Below are 16,448 nucleotides of genomic sequence, written 5' to 3'. Positions count from 1 at the left end.
CCCAGCCGGGGCCGTTTGGTGAGGCGGTGCGGATTGCGCGCTCAGGGCTGGGCGGCGGTGACCAGCTTGCCCAGCGTGTCCCATTCCGCGCGCGGGGACCAGTTCCGATTCGCGCCGAGGAAAGAGCGGTCGTCCAGCTCGAGCAGGCCGATGATGACCTCGGCGACGATCGTCGCACCTACGGGTCCGAGACCCTCGCCCTCCTTGTCGCTGCCGTTCGCTTCGGCACGGCCGATGACCTCGGCTTCGGCAAGCAGGTAGAGCCACAGCGGGATGCCGTCGCGTCCGAGATCGCCGTTCACCTGTTCGACCAGGTCGAGCACCGTGTCGATCTGCGCCTGCGGGCAGCCGACGACCTCTGCGACCTTCTCCCCGCCGGGCAGCAGGAAGGTGTTGCCGCGCAGCAGGTTGCGGGTCGCAAGCGAGCGTTCGTCGGGCGCGGCGATGAAGGGGAGCGCGAGCAGGTCGCCCGCGAGCTTCGTGTCGAGCTTGAGCGCGCGTTCGACCTGCCGGTTTTCGGGCGTGAAAAGCAGTTCGTGCCAGTCCACCACCGCGTCGGGGTCCGACAAGGGGTCGAAACCCGAACCGAGAGTCGAACCGAACAGCTCGAACGTGTTCCCGCCTTTCTGGGTCTGTACTTTCATCGGGATCATCGAATGGCCGAACCGGTAGGCCGCGACCGAGAATTCGACCGGGATGAAGGGAACGTCGCCGCAATAGAATTGCCGCCCGCAGCCCAGAATTCGCTCGACCACCGGCGCCCCGCACATGGCGACCAGGAAATCGTGCACCACCGCCCATTGGTAATGCCATGTCGTCACCCGGCGCGCCTCTTCGTAAAGCGAATGCCCGGTCAGCCCTTCTTCCGAATGGATCGTTTCGGCGACATGGTTGTGAAACCGGATGATGGCGAGCTGGATCTGGCTGATGATCCGGTTCTCGTCATTGCGCGGGTCGCCGATGATCGCGCGGCCATTGGGCGCGCGCAGCAGGTCGTGCTCGGGAAGGCCAGCCTGCCCCGGATTGTCCGCCCCGGTCAGCAGCCGCACCCCGCCGAAATCGCCGCCCTGTTCGAACAGGTAGGGCTGCGCCTCCGGACCGAGCCCGTAGATGCAGTCGAGATCGAGCGTCGGCGTGCGCAGGTTGGGAATCGTGCCGGGATCGTCGACCACGCTGCCGAAAGTGCTCGATGCGTCCAGCGTGATGTCATGGTCGACGAACTGGCCGAAAAAGACCTGCCCGACCGCGACCGTGTCGGTCCGGTCGGCCTGGCTCTTGCCGTCCATCGGTCCGTTCGGCGCTCCGATCGCCTGCAGGATTTCGGGCCGCGTATATGCGGGGGCAAGCTTGCCGAAAAGCCGCCCGAAGCGATCCTCGCGTCGGGGTACGGAATACTGGCTCATCCGGCAGTAGGGCGAAAGGCCCTCCAACGGCTTCATACCATGATGTTCGGTGTTACTCATACCTCTTGTCCCCCAATAAAACCGCTATGAAAAGATAAGTTAACTAAAAGTAAGGCAACCCGATTCGATAGTTGTTGATGTATATTTGAATAATCGTGCCTATTGGGCGAATCCATTGCGTCTTTACGTGTATTTTGAGGGACGAATACATCTGACTGCGATTTCGGCGCACCCCCGGTGGCGGCAAGGCCCCCGCACCTTGTGGCAATCGCCGGGCGCGCATCTTCCATCACGCGCCGATGCGCCCTATCTCGTCAGCCATGTCCCGAACCGAGGCCGGCGCACCGCACGATCCGAGAGGGGCCGAGCGCTTCGACGAAAGCCGCGCGGCCTCTACGGTCGCGCGCGCCCAGCCCGATCTCGATGCAGGCGTCACGGCGATCCGCGAGACGGTGAAGACACTGCGTCCCGTTCCCGGCGTCTATCGCATGGTCGATGCGCGCGGCGACGTGCTCTATGTCGGCAAAGCGCGCAGCCTGAAGGCGCGGGTGGCGAATTACACCCAGTGGAAGGCGTTGTCGGGTCGGCTCCAGCGGATGGTCTCGCAGACCCGCTCCATGGAGATTGTCACCACCAATTCCGAGGCCGAGGCGCTGCTGCTCGAGGCACAGCTGATCAAGCGCTTCCGCCCGCCCTTCAACGTGCTGCTGCGCGACGACAAGAGCTTTCCCTTCATCCTGCTGCGCGCCGACCATGAATTCCCGCGCATCCACAAGCATCGCGGCGCGCGCCGGGCCAAGGGCAATTACTACGGTCCCTTTGCCAGTGCGGGGAGCGTCAACACCACCCTGAACGCGCTGCAGAAACTGTTCCTGCTGCGCTCCTGCACCGACAGCTTCTTCAACAACCGCGACCGGCCCTGCCTGCTCTACCAGATCAAGCGGTGCTCGGCCCCATGCGTCGGGCGCATCTCGGAAGACGACTATGCGGCCCTCGTGCGGCAGGCGAAGGACTTTCTCGCGGGCAAATCGGGCGCGGTGCAGGCCGATCTCGAGCGGCAGATGGCGAAAGCGGCAGAGGATCTCGATTTCGAGACCGCCGCGATCCTGCGCGACCGGCTGCGTGCGGCGACCTTCATCCAGGGGTCGCAGGCTATCAATGCCAAGGCGGTGGGCGATGCGGATGTTTTTGCATTGGCGGCCAAGGCCGGCCAGATCTGCGTGCAGGCCTTCTTCATCCGCGGCGGCCAGAACTGGGGCCACCGCGCCTTCTTCCCGCGCCATGTGAAAGAGGTCGACGAGGCCGAGGTCCTGACCGATGTCATGCTGCAATTCTACGAGGAAGTGCCGCCGCCGCCGACTGTGCTGGTCGATCGCGACCTGCCGGAGCGCGAGCTGATCGAGGCGGCGCTCTCCGAACTTGCGGAGCGCAAGGTCGTGCTCTCGGTCCCCCAGCGCGGCGACCGGCGCAAGCTGATGGCGCAGGCGAGCCGTAATGCGGTGGAGGCGCTCGACCGCCGGCTGGCCGAGACGGGAACCAAGGCCAAGGTCCATCGCGAGCTTGCCGAATTCCTCGAACTGGAAGAGCCGCCGCAACGGATCGAGATCTACGACAACAGCCATATCCAGGGCGCGAAGGCGGTGGGCGCGATGGTCGTCGCCGGTCCCGAGGGCTTCGAGAAGTCCCAATATCGCAAGTTCAACATCCGCGAGGCGCAATCGAACGACGATTTCGGGATGATGCGCGAGGTCATGCGCCGCCGATTCCGCCGTTTCGCCGATGGCGGCGAAGACAATGGCGAGGAGCGGGGCAAGGGCCACCATGCGGTGCTGCCCGACCTTGTCCTGATCGACGGCGGCAAGGGCCAGCTGTCCAGCGTGATGGGCGTGCTCGAGGAATACGGCCTTGCCGAGGACGTGCCCGTGGTCGGCATCGCCAAGGGCCCGCACCACGGACGCGAGGGCCGCGAGGTGTTCCATTTTCCCGACGGCCGGGAAAAAACCCTGCCGACCAATTCGCCGGTCCTGTTCTATGCCCAGCGCCTGCGCGACGAGGTCCACCGCTATGTCATCGGCGCGCACCGGGCGAAGCGGTCGAAAGGCATCACCGCGAGCCCGCTGGACGAAATTCCCGGCATCGGCCCGGCGCGAAAGCGCGCGTTGCTCCTGCATTTCGGGACCGCCAGCAAGGTCCGAGCGGCGGCGCTCGAAGACCTGCGCCGCGCGCCCGGCGTGAGCGACAAGGTCGCGCGCGTGGTCTACGATTTCTACCATGCGAACGGGTGACGTACCGGAGAGTCGCGGACGGATCGCTTGACGGTCAAGCCTTCCGATGATCGAGCCGTTTGGCTATCGGGATGCTTGCCCGGCCGGATACACGCATTTGCGCTGAATTGATTGGCGAGCGTTTCGGGGCGAAGTGGTTGCCCATGTCCAATGATGCAGCCATCCCTGCGCAAGATTCGCGCAATCCGGAGCCGCCCTTCGCGGAGCAACCGCCCTTCGTGGAGCAACCGAATTGTGCGGAGCAGTCCCCCCTGTCCGATGCGATGCGTTCGTTCCAGGGCGCGATCGACCGCTTCGATGTCGAGGCAGCGGGCCGGCTCGGTGTCGGCCGGAACGACTGGCGCGCATTGCGGATACTGGTCGAGAACGGGCCGCAGGCGCCGCGCGCGCTCGGCGCTGCGCTCGGCCTTACCAGCGGCAGCGTGACGACCCTGATCGACCGGCTCGAGGCGCGCGGCCTCGTGCGGCGAGACCGCGATCCGGCCGATCGCCGCGCGCTGATCGTGGCCGCGCTCATGCCAGCGCGCCGCGCCGTGACCGTGGCCTATGCGCCGCTCTTCGCAATTACGGGCCGGCTCGCACAGCGGCTCGGGCAGGAGCGCAGCCATGCCGCAGCAAAGCAATTGGTTGATCTAGCGAAATTGGTCGACTGGGCCCGAGATCATGCCCCGTGATCATTCCCATTATTGCCGAGCGGGTGTTTTCCCCAATCGGGCCCAAAGGGGTTGTTCAGTCCTTTTCGCCGATTTATGCGCCCGCCCAGCGGCGGGTTTCGGCCATGTCGCGTGAGAAAAAACAAGACGCGAGCGGGAAGATGTATGTTCGGCCTTAGACTTGCATGGGTTCCGTGCAAGCGGATGCGACGCATCCTGCCCGGAGGGACCATAGCGCTGTTTGCGCGCAGGCGCGCTTATGTCCGGGGTGACATCGTGATCGTGCGCCATCCGGAGTATGGCACGATCGTGCGGGCTATCTTCGCCGTCTCGCGGGACGGGCGCTATTCGCTCGAACCGCTCAACAGGCAGCAGGCCAGGGGCCTGGGTTTCATGGAACCCGAGTGGGTGCGCGCCCGGATGCTGTTCCGCCTGATCTAGGCCGTCAGGCTGCGCCGGGGATCCTGCGCGCTTCCGCGTCCCGGCCAAGCCGGTCGTTCTCGACCCAGGTCGAATGCACCCCGCTCGATATCTTGTGCGGCAGAGCCATGCGGCAGATCGGGCCCTTCGCGATGTCGCCGGCATCGAGGATCGCGCACTCGGACGCACCGGCGTTTTCGTCGATCAGGAAGGTCACGAGATAGGCGTTCTCTTCGCTGACCGCTTCGCCGATCGAGGCGGGTTTGCGCGGCACCACCGGGGCCTCGCTGGCATAGATGCCTTCGGGCAGGCGGTAGACTTCCTCCTCGCCCGTTTCCGTGTCGTGCCTGACGAAACCGTCGAACAGGAACCAGCCCGGCCGCGTCGTGGTCGACCAGACATAGCGGCTCTTCTTCATCGCAAAGGCCGGGTTGATCATGCCGAATTCGACGATCCTGTCCGAGAGCCGCTCCTCCTTCGTCTCACCGGTGCTAAGGTTGAAGCGCCAACGGTGCAGGCGGCTCTGGAAGCTGTGCTCGTCGACATAGGCCATCATGTGCGCATATTCGCCCGCATCCTCGATCGGGTCGGGCATCGGCTTGTCCTGGAAATAGCCTTCGAGCACGACCTCGTCGCCCTCTTCATAGGCATTGGTCCAGTGCAGGACATAGGTCGGCGCGGCTTCGAACCAGCGGATGTCGTGCGGCTGTCCGCGGCGCGGAATCAGGGCAAAGCGGGACGGCAGGTCTTCGTGCAGTCGCGCGGCGTGGATGCCGCGTTCGAGCAGCTTTTCGTCCCAGAACAGCGGCATGTCGTTGAGGATCGACCAGTTTTTCGTGATCGCCATGTCATGCGGCAGGCGCGGGCCGGGCAGCGGGATCGGCACGTAATGGACAAGCCGTCCCGACCGATCGACCACGCCGTAATGCATGAAGGGGGCGTGCTTGGAGTAATTGAAGAACATCAGCTCGCCCGTATCTTCGTCGACCTTGGGGTGGGCGGAGACGCCGTCCAGCGGCCCCCAGGGCGCCTTGCCGAGCGTTTCAAGCGTGACCGGATCGACCATCCATGCTTCGCCGCACTGGTAGAAGGTGGCATAGGCGGTTCCGGCATGGACGACGATGTCGGTCGAGCCGGTATCCTTCAGCGCGCCATGCGCGCCGAAGCCGGGGCGCCGCGAAGTTCCCGGCGGGTCCATCAGCCCGCCCCACAGGCTGCCGCCGGCGATCTGTTCGGCCTCGAAACAATGGGTGCGCACGAAGCGGTTGCGATAGCTTGCCCGCCCGCGCGAGAAACGCACGGCGTGGATCATCGCATCGCCGTCGAACGGGTGATGCCGGCCGAGCGGCTGGTGGACCGGGTTTTCGGTGTTGCGAAGATAGATCCCGTCGAGATCCGCAGGGATCGCGCCCTCGATCACCTCGAGTTCGGCCATGTCGACCTCTTCATGAAGCGGGGTCCATGGCCCGGACAGATAAGGATGATTCGATGGCTCCAGGCTCGTCCTGACCGGCGGCTGGCGGGTGATCTCCATGCGCTCTCTCTCCTCGCGCGCGAGCCTAACGCGCGGCCGGCCGGTTTCAAGCCCGCCCGGCTTGCAAGTGCACGCCTTACGTGTTGGAAGGACTGGCGCGGCGAATTTTGATCCCGATCAAGGCGGCCTGGCGCCGGTCGGGGCAAACCATCCGCACTTGGAGGGAGACAGGTCATGAAATCGATATTGCTTCACATCGAAGGCGACAGCTGCATGAAAGCGCGCATGCAGGTCGCGCTCGATATCGCGCGCACATGCGACGCGCACATCACCTGCCTGCAGGCGGTCAGCTACGAGGTTTTCGCGCCGGGCGATTTCTACGGTTCCGCGCTCGCCGCCGCGATGCCGAAGATCAAGGAAGCGGCCGACGAGCTGCGCGCCGAAATCGAAAAGGACCTCGAAAACGAAGGCGTCTCGTTCGAATGGCGTTTCATGTATGGCATGGCGGAGACGCGGCTGCTCGAACAATCGGCGCTCCACGATGTCATCCTCGTCGGCCCGAACGATGTCGGCGAGGAGGGGCGCGGTCCCTCGGCCATGGTCGGCGAACTGGTTTTGAAAGCGCCGGTGCCGGTTTTCGTCATTCCCAAGGACACGACCAGTCTCGATCTCGGGCAGGACGTGCTGGTGGCGTGGAACGGCTCGTCGGAAGCCTGCGTCGCGCTGCGCGCCGCAGTGCCGCTGCTGAAGCACGCCGGGAAGGTCTATCTCGCCAGCGTGGCCGAGGAGAACGGGCGCAACCGGTTCGACTTTCCGCCGAGCGAGGGGGCGAAATATCTCAGCCGCCACGGCGTGTCCTCGGAAGTGATCGAGATCCCGCGCGGGCAGGCGAAGATTTCCGACACCCTGTTCTCGGCGGCGCAGATGCGCGAATGCGGCTATATGGTGATGGGTGCCTATGGCCATTCGCGGATCGCGGAAATGCTGCTCGGCGGGGTGACGCGCCGCAGCCTGTCGGACCCGCAATTGCCGATCTTCATGGCGCACTGAGTAACATGGCGGCCCGGTCGGGCCGCCGATCCCACCGCTCGCGCGGTCGGCGAAGTCCGCAAGGGCTCACGCGTCCTTCTTCGCGCGTCGCTTGCGCATCATGCCTTCCTGGGCGACGCTCGCGACCAGCTGCCCTTGACGGTCGAAGATCCGCCCGCGGTTGAAGCCGCGCCCGCCGCCCGACCACGGCGCGTCGGTGGCATAGAGCAGCCATTCGTCGGCGCGCGCTTCGCGGTGGAACCAGATCGCGTGATCGAGACTCGCCCCGACCAGTTCGCCCCGCATCCACGACAGCCCGTGCGGCAGCGCGCTCGTGCCGAGCAGGGTGTAATCGCTGGCATAGGTGATGACCGCGCGGTGGAGCAGCGGGTCGTCGGGCAGCGGTGCGACAGTGCGAAACCATGTATGCGCGCGCGGCTCGCGCGGTTCGCGGCTCATCCAGTGCAGCTGGTCGAGAGTGCGCATCTCGATCGGGCGGGGGCGGAGCATGACCGCGCGCTGCGCTTCGTCGAGCTTGTCGCCCATTGCCTCGGCCAGTTCGCGGCGCGTTTCGATATCGGGCTTGAGCGCGTCCGGTCCCGCGACGCCGGGCATCGGCGCATCGTCATGTTCGAGGCCGTCCTCGGGGGTCTGGAAGCTCGCGGTGAGATTGAGGATCGGAGTGCAGGACCCGTCCTCGTTCTCCTGCGCCGCGACCACGCGGCGGTTGGCGAAGCTCCTCCCGTCGAAATCGCGCGCGATGCGGTATTCGATTGGGCTGCCCTCGCGCCCGCCGCGCAGGAAATAGGCATGAAGCGAATGGGCGACCTTGCCTTGCGGGATCGAACCCTGCGCCGCCATCAGGCCCTGCGCCAGGACCTGCCCGCCGAAAACGCGGCCCACGCCGCCTTTCTGCGGATGGCCGAGCCACACGTCGGCAGCGCGTTTCTCGACCGTTAACAGTCGGACAAGGCCGGCGACGAGCTTTTCGGGGGCAGACGTGTCGGGGCTTGGCGTATCGGTCATGGCGCGCGGCAATGCGGCGCGCCACCGCCAAGGTCAAGCGCGCGCGTCAGCCAGCCACGAACAGCCGCCGCCAGGCCCGCCAGGCCAGCGCCTTGGCGCGGCTTGTCTCGGGCCAGCGTCCGGGGGCCTGCGGCGAAAGACCCAGCCGCCGCACGATCCCGTTGAAACAGCGCGCATCGCTTTCGCCGTGGCTCCATTCCGAACGCCAGGTAATCGACAGCGAGATCGAGCTTTCAGCGCCGTTCTTCACGAAATGTGGGGCCATGACGGGCACGTGGACCGCCTCGCCCGCGTCGAGCGGGAATTCGCGCGCATGATCCATGAAGCCCGCGTCCCAGTGCAGCTCGCGCGGGCCGCCCAGGTGGTATTGTTCGTGGGCTTCGTCCGGGGCGAAACGCGGGTCGCCCGCCGGGAACTGCGTCATGACCTTCGAGCCTGCGACCTGCAGCAGGATGTTGTGCTCGGGATCGAAATGATAGGGTGTCACCGCGTGCGGGCTGGAGATGAAGATGAAGGCCTGCGGGTCCATGATATCGCCCGTTTTCGCCTCGATCGCGCCTTTCATCTCGCCCAGCAGGTCGTGCAGCAGCGCGCCGTAGGAGGGAACCTTTTCGACATTCTTGAGAACGGCCCAACTGTTCGCCTGCCCGATCCTCAATATGGTTTCGGCGATCGAAAGCCCGGTTGCTTCCGGCTTGCCCTCGATGCCGATGGGCACGTCGCCGCGATTGTATTCGACGCTCGCGGCAGGCAGGCGCGCCGCCAGTTCGGCGAGCGCCGGGATCGCGAGCAGGGGTTGTCTCGAAAGTCCATGAGCAAGCTTGTGCGGTTCTACGGGATAATGCGCAGCAAAGGTGCGGCGCGCATCCTCGTCGAAGACATGCTGCACGCTCGGCTCGAAACGGCGGATAGGTGCATTCATCAGGACCTCCTGCGGCGTTGTTTGCCGCCCCGGTTTTCCCACCGCATCAGCGCGGCGAAAAGCGCGCGCCGGACAGGTGAGCCGATGGCGATGTTGTGGCTGGCGAACCCGCGCTTCTCGCGCCAGAGCCGTTCGATCATCGAATGGCCCTCGGCCGCGCAGCTGTCGGCCCATGCGATGCCGGGCCGCTCCAGAAGAGCGAGATTCTCGAGCTGCAGCAGCAGGCCGGGCGAAAAGCGGGCGTGGCTTTCGTCGAACGCGGTCTTGAAGCTGAAGGCACCGGGGGAGCTGAGGAAATTGGCGAGCATGGCGACGGGCGTCCCGTCGAGCCGGAGCGCGAGCCGTTCGAGCCGGCCGGCCGTCGCAGCGCCCGCCAGCGCGTCGGCGAAGAAACCGTGCGTGTCCGCTTGGCTGGCAAGCGCCGAGCCCGCTTCGCCTTTCCAGCCCGCCGCTTCGAGTTCGAGGAACTCCCGGGTCCACTGTTCGAGGCGTTCGCCACCTTCGAGCCGTTCGAAAGCGAGAGCGCCCAATTCGGCCAGGCGGTTGTGCTGGCGGCGTAGTTCCTTGCGTTTCTTGGCGCGCATAGCGGCTTCGAGATAGGCGTCGGGGGAAAGGTCCGAGGCGAGCATGGCGCGGCTTTCGCGGCGTGCCACGCTGCGCGCGCGGCCCTGCCGGGCAAGCACGTTTTCGAGAGCCACGGCGAGCGCACCCTTTTCGGGCAGCACGGGCAGGTGGAGAAACAAGGCGCGCCGGGCCGAACGGTCGAAATGCTCGAATAGGGCGCGCCAGAAGGCTTCCTCCGCTCCGCGCGCGACGAGGGGCGCGCCGCAAAAGGCGTTGGCGTGCAGCCAGCCGGTCGCATGGGCCAGAGGATAGCCATAATAACGCTGCGCGCGGACGACAGGATAAAGCCCGCAAAGCGTATCGCCGCGGAAGAAGGCCTTGACCGTCACCCGGGCCGATGCGCCCCATCGGGCGAGACCGGGCACGAGGAAGAACGGCTCGAAGAAGGGGTTGGGCTCGCTCGCTTCGCGTACAAGGCGCTCCCATTGCGTGCGGAAGGCGGGCTTTTCCAGCGCGGCGAGGTCGAGCAGCGCGATCCGGTCGGCCACCGGTCCGGCCGTGGCAGGGGCGTGGGCTTCTCGCCGGTACAGCTGCGGCGCATTCGCCAGGTCCATCGCGCGTGATCCCCTTTGTTCGGAGCGGAGGGTCGGCCCCCGCGCCCATCGGCCTTATGGCATGTCGGGCGAGCTGGCGCTCGCACGCATATAGGGCCTGTACGCGCGTGGGACGTTAGCTCCCGGTAAAGGTTAAGGTCCCCCGAAAGGGCAGGACCACGCTGGGCGGCGCGGCTGCGGGGGCGTGCGCTCTCAATGCGCCCCGGCGAGCGCGGCGAGCAGCAGCAGGGCGACGATATTGGTGATCTTGATCATGGGGTTCACCGCCGGGCCGGCCGTGTCCTTGTAGGGATCGCCCACCGTGTCGCCCGTCACCGCAGCCTTGTGCGCATCGGAGCCCTTGCCGCCGTGATGGCCGTCCTCGATATATTTCTTGGCATTGTCCCACGCCCCGCCGCCTGCGGTCATGGACAGCGCCACGAACAGCCCGCCCACGATCACGCCGAGCAGTAGCGCGCCAAGGGCGGCAAAGGCGTTCTCCTGCCCCGCGAGCAGGAGAATCGCGAAATAGGTCACGATCGGAGCCAGCACCGGCAGCAGCGAGGGCACGATCATCTCCTTGATCGCCGCCTTGGTGACGAGATCGACCGTCCGGGCATAGTCCGGGCGGCTGGTCCCGGCCATGATCCCGGGATCGGCGGCGAACTGTTCGCGCACATCGGTGACGACATCGCCCGCCGCCCGGCCCACCGCTGTCATGCCCATCGCGCCGAACAGGTAGGGCAGCAGCGCGCCCAGCAGCAGGCCGATGATGACGTAGGGGTTCTCGAGGCTGAAATCGACTTCCGCATCGGGGAAGAACTCGCCCAGATCCGCGGTGTAGGCCGCGAACAGCACCAGCGCGGCAAGACCGGCGGAGCCGATCGCATAGCCTTTCGTCACCGCTTTCGTGGTGTTGCCCACCGCATCGAGCAGGTCGGTTTTCGCGCGCACGCTGTCGTCGAGCCCCGCCATCTCGGCGATGCCGCCTGCATTGTCGGTGACGGGGCCATAGGCATCGAGCGCCACGACCATCCCGGCCAGCGCGAGCATCGCGGTCGCGCCATAAGCAAGCCCGATCAGCCCGGCGAGCTGGTAGGCCGCGATGATCGCCGCGATGATCGCGAGCGTCGGCAGCGCGGTCGATTCGAGGCTGATGGCAAGGCCCTGGATCACGTTGGTGCCGTGGCCCGTTTCCGACGCCTTGGCGATCGAGCGGACCGGGCGATAGGCGGTGCCGGTGTAATATTCCGTGATCCAGATGATAGCGCCGGTCAGCAAAAGGCCGATCAGCGCGCACAGAAAAAGGTCCGTCCCGGTGAATTCGACCATCGGCGCTTCGCCCAGCGCGGCCGCCCCCGCCGGGGAGAGGGCCTGCGGGTTGAGCACCGTGCCCATGCCCACCCCTACGCTGCCGAGCGCGTATTGCGTCACCAGCCAGATGAGCGGCACGGCGAGCACGGCGGTGACGAGGAACCCCTTGTACATCGCTCCCATGACGTTGGTCCCGCCACCCAGACGGACAAAATAGGTCCCGATAATCGAGGTGACGATGCACGCGCCCCCGATCAGCAGGGGCAACGCCATGAGCACCAGCAGCAGGTCGCCGATAGCGGGCAGCAGCAGCGCGGTCAGCACCATGGTCGCGCCGACTGTCACGACATAGGTTTCGAACAGGTCCGCGGCCATCCCGGCGCAGTCGCCGACATTGTCGCCCACATTGTCCGCGATCACGGCGGGATTGCGCGGGTCGTCCTCGGGAATACCCGCCTCGACCTTGCCGACAAGGTCGGCGCCGACATCGGCGGCCTTGGTGAATATCCCGCCGCCCAGCCGCGCGAAGATCGAGATCAGCGAGGCGCCGAAGGCAAGGCCGACCAGCCCGTCGATCACGATCCGGTCGTTCGGTGCAAGGCCGAATGGCCCGATCAGCACCGCGAAGAACACCGCGATGGCAAGCAATGCAAGGCCTGCGACCAGCATGCCGGTGACGGCGCCCGCCCTGAAGGCAAGCGTGAGGCCTTCCTGCAGCCCCGTGCTCGCCGCCTGCGCCGTGCGGACATTGGCGCGCACCGAGATGTTCATCCCCGTATAGCCCGCCCCGCCCGACAGCACCGCGCCGATGGCAAAGCCGAGAGCCGGCACGAATCCCAGAAACGCCCCGACCAGCACCGCGACGACCACGCCGACCATCGCGATCGTCGTGTATTGTCGGCCCAGATATGCCCCTGCGCCTTCCTGGATCGCGCCGGCGATTTCCTGCATTTTCGCGTTACCTGCGCTCGCGCCCAGCACCTGCCTGCCGGTGACGAAGCCGTAGATCACGCCGAGCAGTCCCAGCCCGATCGAAATATGGACAAGTTCCATGACACATCCCCTCCCACAACGCGCACACGGCCCGGTTTGCCCGGTGTCCATGTTCGGGGAGCGAATGCCCCCGTCCTTCCGCGATTCCGCCTGCCGCCAAGGCGCGGCAATGGATCTTTAGTTCGATGCGGGCGCGCGGCAGGCCGTGCTGGCGGCTGCGGCCCGACAAGGGGATGGTGTGAACGATTCGAAAACGGGTTCGATCGGCCGGGAAAGCGATCCCGGAAGCAGTCCGTGGCCGATGCGAGGCCTAACCATGACGATAGCCCAGCGAATCGGGATCGGTGTAGCTCGATGCGCCCAGCACCAGAGGGGCCGCGCCCGATTCCTCGATGCATCCGATCCGCACCGCGTCGATGGGGATCTCCGCATCCCAGCTCGCGGTGAAGAGCAATTCGTAATCGTCGCCCCAGCGCATGCAGTCATCGACCCGGTCGGGGGCCGCGACGGGCACCAGCTGCGGGTCGATCAGGACGGTGACGTCGCTTGCCTCGGCCATGCGATAGGCATCGAGCAGCAGGCCGTCGGAAATGTCCATCATCGCGCCGACGATCGGCGCGAGCGCCATTCCCTCGGCGAGGCGCGGGCGCGGGCGGTTGAACGCATCGAGATGGTCCCTGTCGCCTTCGAAACCGAGCATGGCGCGGCCCAGCGGCCCGGTGACGAACAGCGCCTCACCCGCCTGCGCCCGGGTGCGCGAGGGGATGGGACGACAGGTCGCGCGCCCGATCGCGGTGATCGAAAAAGTGCTCGCACCGGTCGTCGCGATCGTGTCGCCGCCCAGCAGCGGGACATCGTATTCGGTAAGCGCATCGGCCAGCCCGGCAAGGAAACGATTATCCTCGTCCCCGCCCAGCGCATAGCCCAGCAGCACGCCGATCGGTTCGGCCCCCTTGCTGGCGATGTCGGACAGGTTGAGCGCGACCAGTTTCCAGGCCACGTCGGCAAGGTCGGCACTGGGTCGCCAATGGGTGTCCTCGGCCATCGAGTCCATGTTGATGACCAGCACCTCGTCGCCGATCTCGATCAGCGCGCAATCGTCCTTGAGCCCCTGCGCGCCGGGATGCAGCGGCAGGCTGCGCAGCGCCGTGACGAAATCCAGCTCGTTCATGATTGCGATCCCATCCCAATCCTGTCCTCTCCAAACCGCATTCTTAAACCGGATAGGATTTGAGGGGAAGCCGTAAGCGTGCAAGCGCCGGACCGGCGCATGCAAGAGCTTGCGGGGGGCTCCTCAGCCGCGCACTTCGCGGGCGAGTGCGTCGGTCCTACGCGCGCACTTCGCGGGCGAGTGCGTCGAGGATACCGTTGACGAATTTCGCCTCGCGGTCGTCGAAGAAGGCCTTTGCCACATCGACATATTCGTTGATTGCCGCGGCCGCGGGCACGTCGGGCCGGGCGATGAGTTCGTAGGCCCCTGCTCGCAGGACCTGGAGCATGGTCTTGTCGAGCCGCGCGAGCGTCCAGCCGCCCGCAAGCCGCGCTGTAAGGGCCGCGTCGATCTCCGCCCGGCGCGCATCGACCCCGCGCACGACATCGTCGAAGAATGCGACCTCCGCCTCGGCATAGACCGCATCGCCATGCTCGTCATCGTCCACCGTGCGGCCCAGGCGGTGCTGGTGGAATTCGTCCAGCAGGCGGGTGAGCGGGGTCTTTTCCATCTGCTGCTGGTAAAGCGCCTGAACCGCGGCGAGCCGCGCGCTGGAGCGCGCCTTGGAACGGGGATTGGGGCCGGTCATTTGCGTCTCAACTCGACCGAGCGGGCATGGGCGGGCAGGCCCTCGGCATGGGCAAGGGTGGCGGCCGCCGGGCCGATTGCGGCGAAGGCGGCATCGTTCACTTCGAGGAAGCTCGTGCGTTTCATGAAATCGAGCACCGACAGCCCGCTCGAAAAGCGCGCCCGCCGCCCGGTGGGAAGGACATGGTTCGGCCCGCCGACATAATCGCCGATCGCCTCGGGCGTCATCCGGCCGAGAAAAACGCTTCCCGCATGGCGGATCGCGCGCAGCATGGGCTCGGGATCGTCGATGGCGAGTTCGACATGCTCGGCCGCCAGCCTGTCGGCCAGCGCGGGCGCTTCGCTTGCAAGGTCCTCGACCACGATGATGACGCCGTTCGCGTTCCAGCTTTCGCGCGCCACCTGCTCGGTCGAAAGCAGGCTTGTCTGCACCGTCACCGCGTCCTCGACCAGCGCAGCGAAGGCGGCATCGTCGGTGATGAGGATCGATTGCGATGTCGGGTCGTGCTCGGCCTGGGAGAGCAAATCGGCGGCGATCCAGTCGGGGTCGTTGTCGGCATCCGCGATCACCAGGATTTCACTGGGTCCGGCGACCATGTCGATCCCGACCACGCCGTAAAGCTGGCGCTTGGCTTCGGCGACATAGGCATTGCCGGGGCCGGTGATGACATCGACCGCGCCGATCCGGTCCGTCCCGTAGGCGAGTGCGCCGACCGCCTGCGCCCCGCCGACGCGCCAGATTTCATCCACGCCCGCGACGTGCGCGGCGGCAAGGACGAGGTCATTGGTCCTGCCGTGCGGCGTCGGCGTGCAGATCACGAGCCGCTCGACGCCCGCGACGCGCGCGGGGATGGCGTTCATCAGCAGCGAGGAGGGATAGGCCGCCCGCCCACCCGGGACGTAAAGCCCGGCCGCATCGACTGCGCGCCAGATCGCGCCGAGGCGAACGCCGGTCTCGTCCGTATAGTCGCGGTCCTCGGGCAGCTGGGCCTCGTGATAGGCCCGGATGCGCGCGGCGGCGAGATCGAGCGCATCGCGCAATTCACCGTCGAGCGCCCCGTAGGCGCGCTCGCAGGCCTCGGGCGGGATCGACCAGTCGCCGCCGGAGGCGATATCGTGACGGTCGAAGCGCGAGGTATATTCGACCAGCGCCGCGTCGCCCCGGCTTTTTACCGCGGAAAGGATCGAGGTGACGCTGGCGGCGACGTCCTCGGTCGATTCGCGGCGGTCGGCGACGATCCGCGCGAAATGCGTCTCGAATTCGGGATTGCTGGTGGAAAGCATGCGCATCAGGCGGGTATCCTGTCCGCAGCCGTGTCGGTCCGTCGCGCCTCGGCTTCCTGGCGGAAGGCGGCGACCAGCTCGGCGACGCGCGGGTCCGTCTTGAGCGCGGCGCGGTTCACGATGAGGCGCGCGGATATGTCGAGGATGCGGCTCGTTTCGACAAGCCCGTTCTCCTTGAGCGTCCGCCCCGTCGAGACGAGATCGACGATCCGCCGCGCAAGGCCCAGCGACGGGGCGAGTTCCATCGCGCCGTTCAGTTTCACGCATTCGGCCTGCACGCCCGCCGCCTCGAAATGGCGGCGGGTGAGATTGGGATACTTGGTTGCGACGCGCAGGTGGCTCGCGCCGCTGTCCGCATCCGCGTCCCCGGCCAGCCGCGCGACCGAGAGGCGGCAATGGCCGATATCGAGATCGACCGGCGCATACAGGTCGTCATAGTCGAATTCCTCGATCACGTCCGACCCGACGATTCCCGCCTGCGCCGCGCCATGCGCGACGAACGTCGCGACGTCGAAGGCCCGCACGCGGATCAGCGCCATGTCCTCGCGCTCGCAGGAGAAGGACAGCGCGCGGTTGGCCTTGTCGTGAAAGCCGGGCTCGGGCACGATGCCCGTGCGCGCCATTACGGGCAGCGCCTCCTCGAGGATGCGGCCCTTGGGCACGGCGAAAGTCAGCTGGTCGGTCATGGAG

14 protein-coding genes are annotated in these 16,448 nt (G+C 66.4%); 4 read left to right on the top strand and 10 right to left on the bottom strand.

All coding sequences use genetic code 11. From position 1 onward, the window contains the following. Window positions 1–41 precede the first annotated feature (41 nt). Window positions 42–1,463, bottom strand: coding sequence for a peroxidase family protein (locus RIB52_RS05320; RefSeq protein ID WP_350173663.1), 1,422 nt, complete (start codon window positions 1,461–1,463; stop codon window positions 42–44). Between the two features lie 260 nt (window positions 1,464–1,723). On the opposite strand from RIB52_RS05320, the gene uvrC reads away from it, so the two are divergent. From uvrC to RIB52_RS05305, 3 genes are all read left to right on the top strand, one after another. Then, window positions 1,724–3,688 carry an excinuclease ABC subunit UvrC gene (uvrC, locus tag RIB52_RS05315; protein WP_350173661.1) on the top strand — a complete coding sequence of 655 codons (1,965 nt, stop codon included), beginning with the start codon at window positions 1,724–1,726 and terminating at the stop codon, window positions 3,686–3,688. Window positions 3,689–3,906: 218 nt separating this feature from the next. Further along, window positions 3,907–4,362 (top strand): MarR family winged helix-turn-helix transcriptional regulator, encoded by a 456-nt coding sequence (locus RIB52_RS05310; protein WP_350173659.1) that lies wholly within the window; start codon window positions 3,907–3,909, stop codon window positions 4,360–4,362. 183 nt (window positions 4,363–4,545) lie between these two features. Then, window positions 4,546–4,782 (top strand): S24/S26 family peptidase, encoded by a 237-nt coding sequence (locus tag RIB52_RS05305; RefSeq protein ID WP_350173657.1) that lies wholly within the window; start codon window positions 4,546–4,548, stop codon window positions 4,780–4,782. Between the two features lie 4 nt (window positions 4,783–4,786). Here the strand turns inward: RIB52_RS05305 and RIB52_RS05300 are convergent, their stop codons facing one another. After that, complete coding sequence (locus RIB52_RS05300; RefSeq protein ID WP_350173655.1) at window positions 4,787–6,295, bottom strand: carotenoid oxygenase family protein; 1,509 nt, start codon at window positions 6,293–6,295, stop codon at window positions 4,787–4,789. A 174-nt stretch (window positions 6,296–6,469) separates the two neighbouring features. Between RIB52_RS05300 and RIB52_RS05295 the strand changes: the two genes are divergently transcribed. Next, the gene (locus tag RIB52_RS05295) at window positions 6,470–7,285 is read left to right on the top strand and encodes a universal stress protein (RefSeq protein ID WP_350173653.1); all 816 of its coding nucleotides are present in this window, start codon (window positions 6,470–6,472) and stop codon (window positions 7,283–7,285) included. A 66-nt stretch (window positions 7,286–7,351) separates the two neighbouring features. On the opposite strand, the gene RIB52_RS05290 is transcribed toward RIB52_RS05295, so the two are convergent. The 8 genes from RIB52_RS05290 to hisG form a co-directional block, all read right to left on the bottom strand. Continuing rightward, on the bottom strand, window positions 7,352–8,290 hold the full coding sequence (locus tag RIB52_RS05290) for an acyl-CoA thioesterase (RefSeq protein WP_350173651.1): 939 nt from the start codon (window positions 8,288–8,290) through the stop codon (window positions 7,352–7,354). 46 nt (window positions 8,291–8,336) lie between these two features. Next, window positions 8,337–9,212, bottom strand: a complete 876-nt coding sequence (locus RIB52_RS05285; protein WP_350173649.1) for a transcriptional regulator — start codon at window positions 9,210–9,212, stop codon at window positions 8,337–8,339. Next, window positions 9,212–10,390 (bottom strand): GNAT family N-acetyltransferase, encoded by a 1,179-nt coding sequence (locus RIB52_RS05280; protein ID WP_350173647.1) that lies wholly within the window; start codon window positions 10,388–10,390, stop codon window positions 9,212–9,214. The genes RIB52_RS05285 and RIB52_RS05280 overlap by 1 nt, the downstream gene beginning before the upstream one ends. 192 nt (window positions 10,391–10,582) lie before the next feature. Next, entirely contained in the window at window positions 10,583–12,736 is a 2,154-nt protein-coding gene (locus RIB52_RS05275) for a sodium-translocating pyrophosphatase (protein ID WP_350173645.1), read from the bottom strand. A 250-nt stretch (window positions 12,737–12,986) separates the two neighbouring features. Next, on the bottom strand, window positions 12,987–13,847 hold the full coding sequence (gene thiL / locus RIB52_RS05270) for a thiamine-phosphate kinase (RefSeq protein ID WP_350173643.1): 861 nt from the start codon (window positions 13,845–13,847) through the stop codon (window positions 12,987–12,989). Between the two features lie 157 nt (window positions 13,848–14,004). Continuing rightward, window positions 14,005–14,475 carry a transcription antitermination factor NusB gene (gene nusB, locus RIB52_RS05265; protein ID WP_350173641.1) on the bottom strand — a complete coding sequence of 157 codons (471 nt, stop codon included), beginning with the start codon at window positions 14,473–14,475 and terminating at the stop codon, window positions 14,005–14,007. Then, window positions 14,472–15,764: a histidinol dehydrogenase gene (gene hisD / locus RIB52_RS05260; protein ID WP_350173639.1), complete on the bottom strand. Its 1,293-nt coding sequence runs from the start codon at window positions 15,762–15,764 to the stop codon at window positions 14,472–14,474. Before hisD ends, nusB begins: the two co-directional genes overlap by 4 nt. Beyond that, complete coding sequence (hisG, locus tag RIB52_RS05255; protein WP_350173637.1) at window positions 15,764–16,444, bottom strand: ATP phosphoribosyltransferase; 681 nt, start codon at window positions 16,442–16,444, stop codon at window positions 15,764–15,766. Before hisG ends, hisD begins: the two co-directional genes overlap by 1 nt. Between the last annotated feature and the right edge of the window lie 4 nt (window positions 16,445–16,448).

This window comes from Erythrobacter sp. (assembly GCF_040217515.1).
Lineage (GTDB): Bacteria > Pseudomonadota > Alphaproteobacteria > Sphingomonadales > Sphingomonadaceae > Erythrobacter.
This window is presented reverse-complemented; position numbering and strand designations above follow the sequence as displayed.

Excerpts from the sequence above, each read along its gene's own strand:
- uvrC (WP_350173661.1), top strand. The coding sequence starts at position 1,724 with ATGTCCCGAACCGAGGCCGGCGCACCGCACGATCCGAGAGGGGCCGAG.
- hisG (WP_350173637.1), bottom strand. The coding sequence starts at position 16,444 with ATGACCGACCAGCTGACTTTCGCCGTGCCCAAGGGCCGCATCCTCGAG.
- RIB52_RS05285 (WP_350173649.1), bottom strand. The coding sequence starts at position 9,212 with ATGAATGCACCTATCCGCCGTTTCGAGCCGAGCGTGCAGCATGTCTTC.
- nusB (WP_350173641.1), bottom strand. The coding sequence starts at position 14,475 with ATGACCGGCCCCAATCCCCGTTCCAAGGCGCGCTCCAGCGCGCGGCTC.
- RIB52_RS05305 (WP_350173657.1), top strand. The coding sequence starts at position 4,546 with ATGCGACGCATCCTGCCCGGAGGGACCATAGCGCTGTTTGCGCGCAGG.
- hisD (WP_350173639.1), bottom strand. The coding sequence starts at position 15,764 with ATGCGCATGCTTTCCACCAGCAATCCCGAATTCGAGACGCATTTCGCG.
- RIB52_RS05300 (WP_350173655.1), bottom strand. The coding sequence starts at position 6,295 with ATGGAGATCACCCGCCAGCCGCCGGTCAGGACGAGCCTGGAGCCATCG.
- RIB52_RS05290 (WP_350173651.1), bottom strand. The coding sequence starts at position 8,290 with ATGACCGATACGCCAAGCCCCGACACGTCTGCCCCCGAAAAGCTCGTC.
- RIB52_RS05280 (WP_350173647.1), bottom strand. The coding sequence starts at position 10,390 with ATGGACCTGGCGAATGCGCCGCAGCTGTACCGGCGAGAAGCCCACGCC.
- RIB52_RS05275 (WP_350173645.1), bottom strand. The coding sequence starts at position 12,736 with ATGGAACTTGTCCATATTTCGATCGGGCTGGGACTGCTCGGCGTGATC.
- RIB52_RS05295 (WP_350173653.1), top strand. The coding sequence starts at position 6,470 with ATGAAATCGATATTGCTTCACATCGAAGGCGACAGCTGCATGAAAGCG.
- thiL (WP_350173643.1), bottom strand. The coding sequence starts at position 13,847 with ATGAACGAGCTGGATTTCGTCACGGCGCTGCGCAGCCTGCCGCTGCAT.
- RIB52_RS05320 (WP_350173663.1), bottom strand. The coding sequence starts at position 1,463 with ATGAGTAACACCGAACATCATGGTATGAAGCCGTTGGAGGGCCTTTCG.